This is a genomic window from Rhodococcoides sp. S146-33 (assembly GCF_059489205.1).
Map to the genome: position 1 here is coordinate 478,382 of NZ_JCAJWY010000001.1, position 13,490 is coordinate 491,871.

The 13,490-nt window shown below is 65.0% G+C and carries 12 protein-coding genes; 5 read left to right on the forward strand and 7 right to left on the reverse strand.

Translation table 11 applies throughout. From position 1 onward, the window contains the following. Window positions 1-108 precede the first annotated feature (108 nt). Window positions 109-2,262: an MMPL family transporter gene (locus tag AC5WEY_RS02290; protein ID WP_495644532.1), complete on the forward strand. Its 2,154-nt coding sequence runs from the start codon at window positions 109-111 to the stop codon at window positions 2,260-2,262. Between the two features lie 157 nt (window positions 2,263-2,419). Here the strand turns inward: AC5WEY_RS02290 and AC5WEY_RS02295 are convergent, their stop codons facing one another. The 3 genes from AC5WEY_RS02295 to AC5WEY_RS02305 all read right to left on the reverse strand — a co-directional run bounded on the left by AC5WEY_RS02295 (window position 2,420) and on the right by AC5WEY_RS02305 (window position 6,166). Beyond that, entirely contained in the window at window positions 2,420-4,315 is a 1,896-nt protein-coding gene (locus tag AC5WEY_RS02295) for a DUF2339 domain-containing protein (RefSeq protein ID WP_495644533.1), read from the reverse strand. A gap of 78 nt (window positions 4,316-4,393) precedes the next feature. Further along, window positions 4,394-5,032: a DUF1707 SHOCT-like domain-containing protein gene (locus AC5WEY_RS02300; RefSeq protein WP_495644534.1), complete on the reverse strand. Its 639-nt coding sequence runs from the start codon at window positions 5,030-5,032 to the stop codon at window positions 4,394-4,396. Window positions 5,033-5,053: 21 nt separating this feature from the next. Further along, a complete protein-coding gene (locus tag AC5WEY_RS02305; protein ID WP_495644535.1) occupies window positions 5,054-6,166 on the reverse strand; it encodes a glycosyltransferase in 1,113 nt (370 codons plus the stop codon). A gap of 110 nt (window positions 6,167-6,276) precedes the next feature. On the opposite strand from AC5WEY_RS02305, the gene AC5WEY_RS02310 reads away from it, so the two are divergent. Next, entirely contained in the window at window positions 6,277-6,666 is a 390-nt protein-coding gene (locus AC5WEY_RS02310; protein WP_495644536.1) for a MarR family transcriptional regulator, read from the forward strand. A 2-nt stretch (window positions 6,667-6,668) separates the two neighbouring features. On the opposite strand, the gene AC5WEY_RS02315 is transcribed toward AC5WEY_RS02310, so the two are convergent. From AC5WEY_RS02315 to AC5WEY_RS02330, 4 genes are read right to left on the reverse strand one after another with little or no spacing between them, the layout of a single operon-like run. Next, window positions 6,669-6,887 (reverse strand): autophagy-related protein 2, encoded by a 219-nt coding sequence (locus AC5WEY_RS02315; RefSeq protein WP_495644537.1) that lies wholly within the window; start codon window positions 6,885-6,887, stop codon window positions 6,669-6,671. A gap of 37 nt (window positions 6,888-6,924) precedes the next feature. Continuing rightward, a complete protein-coding gene (locus tag AC5WEY_RS02320; RefSeq protein ID WP_057479620.1) occupies window positions 6,925-7,584 on the reverse strand; it encodes a response regulator in 660 nt (219 codons plus the stop codon). Next, window positions 7,581-8,750, reverse strand: a complete 1,170-nt coding sequence (gene macS, locus AC5WEY_RS02325; protein ID WP_495644538.1) for a MacS family sensor histidine kinase — start codon at window positions 8,748-8,750, stop codon at window positions 7,581-7,583. Before macS ends, AC5WEY_RS02320 begins: the two co-directional genes overlap by 4 nt. Continuing rightward, a complete protein-coding gene (locus AC5WEY_RS02330; RefSeq protein ID WP_495645505.1) occupies window positions 8,737-9,954 on the reverse strand; it encodes an AI-2E family transporter in 1,218 nt (405 codons plus the stop codon). The genes macS and AC5WEY_RS02330 overlap by 14 nt, the downstream gene beginning before the upstream one ends. A 103-nt stretch (window positions 9,955-10,057) precedes the next feature. Here AC5WEY_RS02330 and AC5WEY_RS02335 point away from each other — a divergent pair, with 103 nt between their 5' ends. The 3 genes from AC5WEY_RS02335 (at window position 10,058) to AC5WEY_RS02345 (ending at window position 13,334) form a co-directional block, all read left to right on the forward strand. Further along, entirely contained in the window at window positions 10,058-11,533 is a 1,476-nt protein-coding gene (locus AC5WEY_RS02335; RefSeq protein ID WP_495645506.1) for an adenylate/guanylate cyclase domain-containing protein, read from the forward strand. Between the two features lie 9 nt (window positions 11,534-11,542). Next, window positions 11,543-12,673 carry a lysylphosphatidylglycerol synthase transmembrane domain-containing protein gene (locus AC5WEY_RS02340; RefSeq protein WP_495644539.1) on the forward strand — a complete coding sequence of 377 codons (1,131 nt, stop codon included), beginning with the start codon at window positions 11,543-11,545 and terminating at the stop codon, window positions 12,671-12,673. 109 nt (window positions 12,674-12,782) lie between these two features. After that, window positions 12,783-13,334 carry a YceI family protein gene (locus AC5WEY_RS02345; RefSeq protein WP_495644540.1) on the forward strand — a complete coding sequence of 184 codons (552 nt, stop codon included), beginning with the start codon at window positions 12,783-12,785 and terminating at the stop codon, window positions 13,332-13,334. Window positions 13,335-13,490: the final 156 nt, after the last annotated feature.

Sequence of the window (13,490 nt, forward strand, 5' to 3'; positions counted from 1 at the left end):
ACCCCTCTCTCCAACTCGTTGCGCAAGCTACACTCTCGCCCGTAGCGGGGGTCGTTGTTCACTCACGTGGCAACGACGCCGCGTGCACCGAGGGGGAGTTACACACACGTGTTCGTTCGATGGGGAATTTTCGTCCACCGTCTTCGGTACAGCGTTCTCGGGGTCATGGTTGCCGGGCTCGCGATCTTGGCGGCGTACGGCTGGGACCTACCGGAGCATCTGAGCCAGAGCGGATTCGACGATCCGACGTCTCAGTCGGCCGCGGCCAGCAATCTTGCGAACGAGACGTTCGGGCGTGACACCGAGGGCGATGTCGTCGTTCTCTACACCGCCCCCGAGGGCTCTGACATCGACGATCCGTCGTTCGATGCCGCGATCACGCAGAACCTCGATTCACTCGTCGCCGACCACCCGGACAGCATCGCGAAGATCAACGGCAGCTATTTCGGAACCAGGGAAGCACCCCGGCTCGCGGCACTCGGCACCGCCGACAAGCAGCACGCGATCGCCAGCATCGCCATCGTCGGGAGCAACGACACCGAACTGACCGAGAACTTCCAGGCCGTCCGGAATGCCTTCTACATCGACGGTGTCGATGTGCAGGTCGCCGGGCAGCAGGCGGTGGCGGCCTCCCTGCAGTCGACGATGACCGACGACATCCATCGAATGGAGGTCCTCGCCATCCCCGCCGTCGCGGTGCTGCTGTTCTTCGTCTTCGGCGGCGTCGTAGCTGCTGCGCTTCCCCTGATCGTCGGTGCGCTGACGGTCATCGGGGCCAACGGCATCGTGAAACTGTTCACCCACGTCACCGAGGTCAACACCTTCGTCGCACCGGTGGTGTCGCTGGTGGGGCTCGGCTTGGCGATCGACTACGGCCTGTTCATCGTCTCCCGTTTCCGAGAGGAGCTCGGCGACGGCAGATCGACGCCCGATGCGGTGCGTCGAACAGTGATGACGGCCGGCCGCACGGTGGCGTTCTCCGCGACGATCATCGTCGCGTGCCTCGGTGGCCTGCTGCTGTTTCCGCACGGATTCCTGCGGTCGGTCGCCCTGGGTTCGATTGCGACGGTCGCTCTTGCGGCACTGAACGCGATCACCATCCTGCCGGCCATTCTGTCGATTCTCGGCCCACGTGTCGATGCCCTCGGCCTCGCGTTCATGCGCAAGACGAAGTCCTCGGAGGAGATCGAGAACGGCAGGTGGGGCAGGCTCACGCACTGGGTGATGCGCAATCCCATCAAGGTGGTCGTCACCATCGTTCTCGGACTGCTGGCCCTGACGGTGCCCATCGGCAATCTCGCGTTCGGCGGAATCAACGAAACCTATCTGCCACCGGACAATCCGACGCGAGTGGCGCAGGAACGATTCGACGAGTTGTTCCCCGGCCAGCGCACCGAGCCCCTCGAGCTGGTCATCCAGAACGCGCAGGGTGCCGCACTCGGAGCCATCACCACTCAGGCGAACAACGCCCCCGGTCTGATCGAGCAATTCACCCCCGTCGGTGCCAGCAAGAACGGCGTCATCGTGTTCAAGGCCGGGTTGATCGATCGGAACGACAGCGCGCCCGCCATCGAATTCCTCCGCAGCATAGACACTCCGGACGGCACGACGTTGCAGGTGACGGGAACGCCTGCGATCGAACGAGATTCGATCGATGCGATGGTCGACCGCCTACCCCTGATGGCGGTACTGGTCGTCATCGTCGTCACGGTGTTGATGTTCCTGACATTCGGATCGCTGGTGCTGCCCATCAAGGCGGTACTGATGACCACACTCGGACTCGGGTCCACGATGGGCATACTGACGTGGATATTCATCGACGGCCACGGAGCCGGGTGGATGAATTTCACACCCGGACCGATCATGGCGATGATTCTGTTGCTGATCGCGGCGATCGTCTTCGGACTCTCGACCGACTACGAGGTGTTCCTACTCTCCCGGATGGTCGAGGCACGGGAAAAAGGCTCCAGCACAAGCGAAGCCATCCATATCGGCAGTTCTCACACCGGACGCATCATCACTGCTGCAGCCTTGATCCTCATCGTCGTGACAGGGGCGTTCGCGTTCTCGGATCTGGTGATGATGAAGTACATCGCCTACGGCATGATCGCCGCTCTGATCATCGACGCGACCGTCATCCGCATGTTCCTGGTCCCTGCGACGATGAAACTGCTCGGGGACGCCAGCTGGTGGGCACCGGCGGGAATGAAGCGAATGCAGCGCAAGCTCGGACTCGGTGAAACGGTGCCCGAGGACTCCTGACGCACCTCCCCCAGGTCGGACGCGTCAATGAACCACTGCACCGCCGAGACGTGTGCAATGGTGCATTCACGCGGTGTGGCCGGCCCAGGTCGGACGCGTCAATGAACCACTGCACCGCCGAGACGTGTGCAATGGTCCATTCACGCAGCAGAGTGGGTCAGGAAGACACTGCCGCAGTCTCCCGATCGGCGAACACCTTGGCGTATCGGGTGCCCGCAATCAGCAGCAGCAGACCGACTGCGATGAAGGCGATGACGCGGAACAGCCCGTCCAGCGCAACCAGATCGAACAGGAACAGTTTTGCGATGGCCGCCGCCGTCAGGGCAAGCCCGCCCACCAGTGCCGCATGGGCGTGCGTGACGCTACGCAATCCGAAGGCCAGGAGCGCGAAGGCTGCGATCATCCACTCGATCGTCGCGGCAGTGTGGCCGGCAGTGAATCCTGTTGTTTCGCCGCCTATTCCGATACCGAGGGTGACCGTTGCCGACGTCAGTCCGTAGAGGGCGAGTACACCGGAGACGATGGCGAGGGTTTGCATTCCGTCGTCGACCAGCTTCAACTCGGCGAGAACAGAGGCGAAGGCGAAAGCCGTTGCTGCCAGCAGGATTCCGCCGATAACGATACCGGCACTGCCGATGGCGAAATCGGAGTCGAGCATGGCCTGGGGTGGGCTGACCGAGACGAACATCAGTGCACCGATCACGCCGAATCCACTACCGATCAGGTATGCCAGCGTCGACCGAGCGCTGTGCGCCACGGCCAGCAGAGCAAGGGCGACAGCGAACAGCACGACCGGACGGATCTCGAGTGTCGTCGACTCGACGGCAGCCTGCAACGTGGCGAGGGCACCGATCATTGCAACCGTGATGCGAGCGTGTCCCGGCAACCAGCGCACCACAGCCACGATCGCCACTGCCGCAGCGGCAAGGACCAACTGAAGGGTGACGGCGGCACCGCGGTCGAAGATATCGACGGAGAGCAGGACCGGCAACGACGGCAGGGCGATCATCACGGTCGCCACCACGTCGGAGACGTTGCGGCGCAACAGCTCCAGTGACATTCCGATACCGAGTACTGCCGTTAGCACGATCGCCAGGAGCAGCCAGTAGTTATCGGTCGAGCCGTTCATGTCGGCAGTGGCGACCGCAGCCGACACCGCGCCGACGAGGGGAACGGTCCGAACAACCTGCAGGATCTGCCAATTCCGACCGATCTGGGCGGGGAAGCTCGCGACGTACGTGGCGATGAAGAATGCGATCAACGCCAGGGTGAGGCCCTCGGTCAGTACCGGGCCGCACACCGCAACGCCGGTCAGAATCAATACTGCCATCGGCTGCGACTTCCATTGCACCGCCAGAGCTGTTCCGGCAGCAGCAATTCCGAACGCAACGATCAGCCCGATCACGGGATCGAGCCAGCCGTACAGAACGGACGTCGCCAGCACGTCGAGGTACAGGCCCGCGATGCCGGTGGCGGCGAGAGCAATTCCGCCGACCCGTCCACCGGATCGCCCGAACACCCGAACGCCCGCGCCGATCAGCGCGAGGGAGAAGACGGCTCCGGCCGCGACCCGCAGCGGCGGACCGAACCACCCGGCCTGCGCCGCGAGCACCAACAGCATCACGACGCCGACGAGAGTGACGCCGGCCCCGGCGACGGCCAACAGACGACTGATGACCCCGTCGCGCTGCCACCAAGGTGCCCTCGGCGGCGCGGGCGGACGCGGCGCAACGACCGGCCCACGCGGCGGTGCGACCGGACCGGGGGCCGTCGGCCGATTCCCACCGATCGGCTGGCCCACCGGCTGTCCCATGGTTCGGTACAGCGGCTGACCGTAGTTCTGTGGCGGAAGCTGATGCGGCACGAGAGGCGGTGCGTAGGACGCCGCAGAGGGAGCGGGCGCGGCAGGAGCCGGGCGAGCGGCACCGAGTTGTGACTGCAGGGTCTGCAGATCGACGGCCACCTGACGCATGTGGTCGCCCAGGGAATCGAATCGACTGGACAGTCGCGCGACCAGTTGCGGATCCAGCGCGGAGTTCTGGGGAAAAGTCATGGGTTAGATACTGCGAGCATCGCCGTCGAAAAGCGTGAGTAGTGCTACTCGGTTCGCTCGAGTAGAACAGCCGAACTTCTAGCCGAACATCCTGCGGATCGAACTGCCGAAGGGATGCTTGGCAGTCACCGAGCCCAAGCGGACCTTGCCCGACACGACAAGATGCAGCGGGCCGTAGGGCGGGCCGGTGCGGACCTTGTTGGTGACGCTGCCCGCCACCGTCTCGACGCTGTTGACGTCCACGGTCGCTTCGGTGGGCACGATCAGCGTCACGGTGCTGCAGTAGTCGTCGACGTGTATCTCGACCACCTGCGTCGACATGACTGCCTGGGTGAAGTCGAGCGTGACCGACGACATGCGGGTGGAGACGCGCAGGCTCGGCGGTACGTTCCACGGCCCCTTGCGCGTGACGGTGGACATGGTGCCGCGCAGTGTGTCCGACGTTCCACCGCCGTGGCCCCAATGCTCCTGAACCACACGATGCGGGGTCGGCCCGGCGACAGGCTTTGCCGATGGGCGATGCTCCTCCGCGATCTGCATCCCGGGCAGGTCGGCGAGTACGGAGTTCAGTTCACCGCGGGTCTTCGACGCCAGAGCGGTATCCATTCGCTCGGTGAACTCACCGAGCGAGAGCATGCCCTGCCCCACGGCTCGCTGCAGCAATTGCCCGACGTGTTCACGTTCGGCATCGGACACTCGCAGATCCCTTGCCTCCATGCACTCAGGGTAGCGAAGATCTCAAGCTGCGCGACCGCCGAGAACCGACAGCATTCCGGACACCGATGCGGGCCAGCCGAACTCCTCGGCACGCGACCTGGCGGCGATGCGCCGTCCGTCCACCGGCAGTTCGAGCACTCGCTCGATCTCCGCAGCGAACCCGTCGGCAGTGTTCTTGGAGGATCCACCGCAGTGTGGGGTGACGATCTGCGCCAGCGCAGAGGTCTCGGAGACGACGACGGGTGTGCCTGCTGCGAGAGATTCCAGCGCCGCGAGTCCGAACGTCTCGTGTGGACCGGGTGCAAGTGCGATGTCGGCCGAGGCGAGTAGGGATGCGACGGTCGACCGGCCGGTGACGAAGCCCAGGAAATCCACCGGGAGGCCTCGGGCGCGCCGTTCGAGGCCGGCCCGGCGGGGACCGTCACCGGCGATGACCAATCGAGCACGTATGCCCGAATCATTCAGTGCAGCCAATGAATCGATACTTCGCTCGACATGTTTCTCCACCGACAACCGGCCGCAGTGCACCAGCAGACGATCCGCGTCGCCCATCCATGCCGACCGATCACCCACATGCCGACGCCGCGGATGAAACAGGTCGAGATCCACCCCGAGGGGTACCCGGTGCACGTTGCGGACCCCGATGCGCTCGAACTCCTGTTGCGCGAATTCGGTGGTACACACAACGGCGTCGTACTGCTCGGCGGTACGCCGGTTGGCGAGGTCCGCAATCGGGCGCGCACAGCGCATCGGCATCGTCTGTGCCAGCAGCCGGTCGAGGCGTTCGTGCGAGATCATCACGCTGCGTACGTCCCGCCGCGCGGCCCAGCTACCCATGCCGCGCAGCGTCAGACGGTCCGATACCTCGATGACATCCGGCCGCAGCCCGGACGCCACCGCCGACACTCGACGCGGGTCGGCAACCCGGTAGCCGCCGGTACAGGGGATCTGCGGAGCGGGCACCTGAATGCGCATCACCCCCGAGGGCAGCAGTTCCTCGCTCCACTGCGCTCCCGGCACGATCAGCGTCACGTCATGGCCGCCCGCCACGTAACCCGAACCCAGTTGGTCGACGGCCGTCCGCAAACCGCCGGACCTCGGTCCGTAGAAGTTGGCCACCTGCACGATGCGCACCCGACCAGTCTTCCCACCCGAACGTCCGCCGGGCACCGCAGCGATGGACAGTGGCCGAACCCTCGCGAAATTTCTGTGTGGGGATCGCTACCAGCGGGTAGGCACATCGAATGCGAGTGACACTGCAATCCACCGGAAACGCCGCAGCGCCCGAGGTCTGGGAGCGCTACATGGAGCCGACGGCCTGGAAGACCTGGGCTCCCCAGATCATGGGCGTCGAATACCGCGGGGAGCGACTCACCGCGGACAGCACCGGTCGAGTGTTGGGGCCGCTGGGACTACCGATCGACTTTCGGGTTCATGCGGTCGACGAGCGCTCGTGGACCTGGGCATGGTCGGCGTGGTTTCAGAACCAGGCGATCGGCGTCGACCTGACGCACGGGGTCGTCTCACGGCCGAGCGGAACCAGGGCCTGGCTGACGATCGACGGCCCGCTGCCCCTGGTCCTGCCGTACGTACCGGTCGCCAAGTTCGCGCTCGGCAAACTGTGCGCGCAGTAGCGCTACTCGGAGCGCGTGACGGTCTTCTCGTCGGATTTGTCGGCGACGTCAGTCGGTTCGGGCGTCGGTAGGGAAGGCTCCTCACCCGATCCGTCGAGATGGCCGTCGAACTCGTCGATCGCCTCGTCGCGCTCGGCACCGGTTTGGTCGCGGTCGGCGTCGACGCCTTTCGAGTGCTTCGCCGGGTCGATGGTGCTGTCCACTGCTTCGTTGTCGGTCATGGGATCAAGAGTGCCCGTCGGCCCGTGACGCAAACCCCTACAGCCCCTTCTCGATGGCATAGCGAGTCAGTTCGACACGGTTGGCCAGCTGCAATTTCCGCAACGTCGCCTGCACATGGTTCTCGACGGTGCGGTGACTGAGCGTCAATCGCGTCGCAATCTGCTTGGCGCTGAGCCCCTTTGCCACCAGCCGCAACACCTCGGTTTCCCGATCGGTCAGCGTCGGGCGCGTATCGGACTCGGGTTCGGGCGACGACGACATCCGCCGGAACTCCCCGAGGACCAGGCCTGCGAGACCGGGAGTGAACACCGCTTGTCCCGCTGCGGTGGCGCGGACGGCGTCGAACAGTTCCTCCGCCGACGCGCTCTTGACCAGGTAGCCCGTCGCGCCCGCCTTGATCGCGTCGAGCACGTCGCTGCGTTCGGCAGAGGCCGAGAGAACCAGGATCTTGGTCTCGGGCGAGCCCTCCAGGACGGCAACGGTGGCGTCGGCCCCGTTGCCGTCGGGCAGATGCATGTCCATCAGCACGACGTCGGGAGTGGTGGCCCGGGCGCGGCGTCCGGCAGCGGCGACGCCGTCCGCAGTGGCGACGACTCCGAATCCGGCGGCCTCGAGATCGCGGGCGACGCCGTCACGCCACATCGGGTGATCGTCGACGACCATCACCGAGATCTCGGCATTCGTCTCCTCTGTCATCCCGGTCCTTTCGTTCGAGGAAGACGAATCTCCCATTCGGTCCCCTCACCCTCTGCGGTATCGAGTATGGCTGTGCCACCGAGGGATTCGACGCGGCCGAGTATCGATTTCGAGACGCCCATCCGGCCCTCGGCTTCGGCGGCGGCGAGCCGTCCGGCGGGAATTCCGTGGCCGTCGTCGCGGATACTGACGATCAACTCACCGTCGACATCTTCGAGCAGCACGTAGGCCTTGGCCTCGGCACCGGCATGGAGTTCGACGTTGGACAGGGCTGTTGCCACCACCGCGGCGAGATCCTCGGCCACCTCGGATTCGACGAGCACCGGATCCGCCGGAGTCGACACGGAGACAGTGGTACTCGCCTGCGTGCGCAGCAGCGCGCGCACGTCCACGATCGAGCCGGTGTGATCGCCGCGTGGAGCGGCCTGTTCCGAGATCAGGACCCGCAGAGCAACTTCCTGCTCACCGGCAAGGTTCGCGAGTTCGGCAGCGGGACCACCTATTTCGAGCCCCCGCCGGCGTACGAGGGCCAGTACCTGCAGCACCCCGTCGTGCACCTGCCGGGCGAGTCGTTCACGTTCTTCGGTGATGGCGGCCGATCGGGCTGCGCGACGCAGCTCCTCATGAGCGCGCCGAGCGGTGTTCGACGCCATGCCCAGTGCCAGCCCGGCCGAGAGCAACACCGGGGCGGTGGCGTCGGACCACAGGTCGGAGTCGAAGCGATCGCGAACGAGCGCGCTGACCACCGACATCACGACACCCGATGCAATCCCGCCCCTGGGGCCCAACAGGATTGCGGCGGAGATAACGGCATTGGTGGCCCACAGCGTGGTCGGCAGGGTCTGACGGGTGCTGTACCAGTCGTAATCGGCCACCAGTCGCGTCGACGCCATCAGTGCGACGACGATGATCTGATCGGCGAGTACCACCTGCCAGCGCGGAAGCGATGCGCGCGCGAGCAGCAACGCCGATGCCCCGGACCACACGGCCATCAGTGAAACGAACACCCAGCTCAACCGTGGGTTGGTGTAGTTGTCGACGGTGGCTACCTGGTAGCTGACGGCGTAGACGAGGGTGATCAGGCGAAATGCCTGCGAGGCCCGCCACAGCGGGGTGTCGGGATCGGACGAGGTGAGCGTGGTCCGCGCTCGATCAGCCGTCTGCATCGTTCTTCTGGTCCGGAATCTTCAGCTCTCCCTTGGCAAGCCGATCAGGCTCGTCGGCACCGGGAGGGGTGTGCGGATCACTCGCTTCGGCCGCGTACAGCGGGTCGGTCGGTTCCGGTTCCTCGTAGACCTCCTCCGGATCGTCGGCCAGCAGCGACCGCACGGCGGTGTTGAGGACTGCGACGATCGGTACAGCGAGCAGGCCCCCGACGATGCCGGCGAGCAGAATTCCGACGGTGATGGACAGCACCACCGCCAGTGGATGCAGCCGTACTGCCCGTCCGAGCAGAAGCGGTTGCAGCACATGTCCTTCGAGCTGCATGACGGCGACCACGATGCCGAGGGTGATGACGGCGGTGATCAGGCCCTTCGTCACCAGGGCGATGAACACGGCGACGAATCCGGTCAGCACGGCACCGATGATGGGGATGAACGCACCGATGAAGACCAACGAGGCCAGCGGAAGAGCCAGCGGTACACCGAGAATGGCGAGCCCGGCGCCGATTCCCACCGCGTCGGCCGCGGCCACGGCCACCGTCGCGCGGACATAACCCACGAGCGACCCGAACCCTTGGATGCCTGCTGTGCGAATCTTCCTGCGGGCCTTGGTCGGAGCCAACCGAGTGATGAACTGCCAGATCTGATCGCCGCCGTACAGGAAGAAGATCAGCGTGAACAGGGTCAGCAACGCTCCGGTCAGAATTTCGCCGATCACCGTCGCCGTGGTGAGCGCCCCACTGGTGACTGCTTCCTGGTTGTCCTGAATGACCTTGACGAGATTGTCGGTGGCCTGCCGAATCTGGTCCTCGCTGATGTGCAGCGGTCCGTTGCTGAGCCACTCCTCGACGCTGTTGATGGATTGAGTGAATTGATCGCCCACCTGTGGCAGACCTTCGATGAACTGCTCGACGATGAAGGTCATGATCCCGGCGACAACCCCGAGGCTGGTGATGATGACGATGATCACCGCGACGGCCCTCGGCACTCCGCGTCGATGCATCCAGTCGACGACCGGCACGAGCATCGCGGCCGCCAACAGCGCGAGACCCAGGGGAATGACGACAGTGCTCAGTTTCGCCACCACATACGCAAAGGTGATGAATCCGGCGAACAGGACAAGGACTCGCCACGTCCATTCCGCCCCGACCCGCACCAGCGGGTGCACCGAATCTGCCGCCGAAGTGGGGCCCGGGGACGCCCCCATACCTTGCGCCCGCAACTCGTCGGTGCTCACCCGCTAAATTTAACCCGTGCTGGCATCTTTCCGAGCGGTCTCGCTCACTCTGAAGAGTCGCTGGCCGCTCTATATGTTCTCGATGCTCATCGCGAACGTCTTCGGGGCCGTGCTCGTCTTCGCGTTCGTGCGGTACGGTCTGCCCATCCCCGAATCGCAATCGATCGTCGCCGACCGCGTCCGCAACGTGTACATCTTCGGTGCGTATCTGGGTGTTGCCCTGGTGGTCAGCCTGATCTACGCGTACACGTTGCTCCGCTCGGTCATCAGATGGCAGCTCCGCGGTGGCCCGCCCACCCGCAAGGAACAGATGACGACGCTGCACGCGCCGTTGCGTCAGGCAATCGTGCACCTGATTCTGTGGATCATCGGCGGCATCATCTTCGTGCTGCTGACCATCGCAGAGATGCCGTCCCTGTCGATCGCGGTGATCGTCACCGTCGGCATGGCCGCCACGGTCACCTTCGGGTTCACCTACATGCTCGGTGAGCGCATCCTGCGGCCGGTCGCGGCCATGGCATTGAGCGAGGGCCGCTTCGATCGCACGATGACGCCCGGCGTCGGTACGCGCATGGCCATGACGTGGGGACTGGGCACGTTGATGCCCGTCATCGGCATCATTCTGCTGTGCGCCACCCAGCTGACCACCGATCTGGTGTTCTCCCCCAACGCACTCGCCATCGCCATCATCCTGCTCAGTGTGCTGGCCATCGTGCAGGCCTTCGTCCTGTCGATGCTCACCGCCAGCCAGATCTCCGACCCGATCAGCCAGCTGCACCGCGCGATCGAACGCGTTCAGCGCGGCGAGACCGACGTCGAGGTCGACGTGTTCGACGGTTCCGAGATCGGCCGCCTGCAGGTCGGCTTCAACCGCATGATGGAGGAATCGGCCGAACGACGCGTGTTGCGCGAGCTGTTCGGCCAGCACGTCGGCGAGGACGTGGCGCGACGCGCTCTGCAGTTCGGAACCGAACTCGGTGGCGAGACACGATTCGTCGCGGTGCTGTTCGTGGACATGGTCGGCTCCACCGCCGCCGCCGCCGAGCGCCCGCCGAGCGAAGTCGTGGTGTTGCTCAACGAGTTCTTCCGCGTCGTCGTCGATGTCGTCGGGCGTCATCACGGCTTCGTCAACAAATTCATGGGCGACGCGGCCCTCGCGATCTTCGGAGCCCCTCTCGATCGTCCGGACGCCCCCACCGCCGCGCTCGCCGCGGCCCGCGAACTGCGATTCGCATTGAACGAGATCACCGGCCTGGACATCGGTATCGGCGTGTCGGCGGGTCTGGCCGTCGCCGGCAACATCGGCGCGGCCGAACGCTTCGAGTACACCGTCATCGGAGACCCCGTCAACGAGGCCTCGCGACTCACCGAGCTGGCGAAACTGCGTCCTGGACGCGTCCTGGCGTCGACCTCGGCCCTGTACTTCGCCGAGGACGAGGAACAGGAACAGTGGGAGTTGGGAGACCAGGTTCAACTGCGTGGTCGACGACGGGCCACCCACCTGGCCTGGCCGGTCGAGTATCCCGACGCCGCACCCGGCCACAGTTAGTCTGACAAGGTGCCCGACCCCAGCTCCACCCGCGGACCGGTAGAGCGGCGTCCGCGAAACCGACTCCGGTGGGTCAAGTGGATAGCTGGAATCGCCCTGGTGGCACTGCTGGTGGGCGAGGCGATCTACCTGTGGCCGCGGCTGCACGAGTCCTGGACCGCCGTCCGCGAAATCCACTGGGGTTGGCTGGCGGCCTGCGTTGTTGCTCAAGCGGTGTCACTGAGCGCATTCGGCCGAGTCCAGAAACAATTGCTCGATGCAGGCGGCGTGAAAGTACGTCAGCGAAAGTCCGTTGCCGTCATCTACGGCAGTACCGCGATGGCGCTCACCCTTCCCGCCGGACAGGTCTTCTCGACAGCGTTCACCTACCGCGAGACCCGTCGTTGGGGCGCGAGCCCGGTGGTGGCCTCGTGGCAGCTCGCCATCTCCGGCGTCATCGCCGCGGCGGGACTGGCCGTTCTGGGCGTCGCAGGCGGACTTGTGGTCGGTGGTTCGATCAACACGTTCACCGTGGTGCTACCGATCGCCGGAGTCATCGCGATCGTCGTCGCCGTCCGCTACATCTCGAATCATCCTCAGTCGATCAAGACAGTCGCGCGTTGGGGACTGCGCAAATACAACGCGTTCCGTAACCACGAGCTCGACGCCGGGGCAGAGGGCATCGACAAGATCATCGGTCAGATTCAATCCGTTCAGCTCGGCAAACGCGACGGCGCACTCACGCTGTCGTGGTCGGCGGTGCATCGACTCGGCGACGTGGCGTGCCTGGCCTTCGCGTGCTTTGCCGTCGGCGCGGATCCACGACTGTCCGGTCTGCTCATCGCATTCGCGGCCGGCAAGGCCGTCGGATCCGTTCCACTCGCACCCGGTGGGCTCGTCGTGGTCGACGCGACCCTCATCGCGTTCTTGACCAGCGCTGCATCGATCACCGCGTCGCAGGCCGTCGCGTCGGCCCTGGTCTATCGCGGGGTCAGCTTCATTCTCGTCGCAATCGTCGGGTGGATCGTGTTTCTGGTGCTCTTTCGCAAGCATCAGCACGCCGATCTCGAATTCGATATTGCGCTCGAACAGCAGGAGACCGCCGAGCTGCGACGCACCGAGAACATCCGGGACCCGAAGGGCGATCCGGAGCAGGCGTAAACGCCCGACTTCAGTGGCGCTCGTCACTTTCTGTTCATCCGGAATATATACGGACCCCGGTCCGCTTGTGTACTATGAGCATTGAAACTTCAACCCACTAGGAGTCACCATGACCAGCGCCATCGCCCTCCCCGAGCTCACCGCAGGCACCTGGGCCATCGATCCGGCCCACTCCACCGTCGGATTCACCGTCCGCCACCTGGTGGTCAGCAAGGTCCGCGGCCGTTTCCAGGCATTCACCGGCACCATCACCGTCGACGCCGACGGCACCCCGTCCGTCGACGCCGAGATCGACGTCACCTCGATCACGACCGACAACGCTCAGCGTGACGGCCACCTCAAGACCGCCGACTTCTTCGAGGTCGAGAAGTTCCCCACCGCAACGTTCAAGTCCACCTCGGTCAAGGCCGACGGCGGAGACTTCATCGTCACCGGTGACTTCACCCTCCACGGCGTCACCAACTCCATCGACCTGAAGCTCGAGTTCAACGGCGTCAACGCCGGTATGGGCAACGGACCAGTCGCCGGCTTCGAGGCCAGCACCGTCATCAACCGCAAGGACTTCGGCATCAGCATCGACATGCCCCTCGAAGGCGGCGGCGCAGTCGTCGGCGACAAGATCACGCTGAACCTGGAAATCGAAGCCGGACTGCAGGCGTAATTCCTTCGCATCCCCCTCCCACCATTCCGAATCAATGTCGCTTTCTTGCACTCTGACCGACTGAAACCCACATTGATCCGCCCGGGGTGCACCATCGAACGGCCCGGGGTGGACCACCGAACGGCCCGTATCGCATTCGCGGTGCGGGCCGTTCGC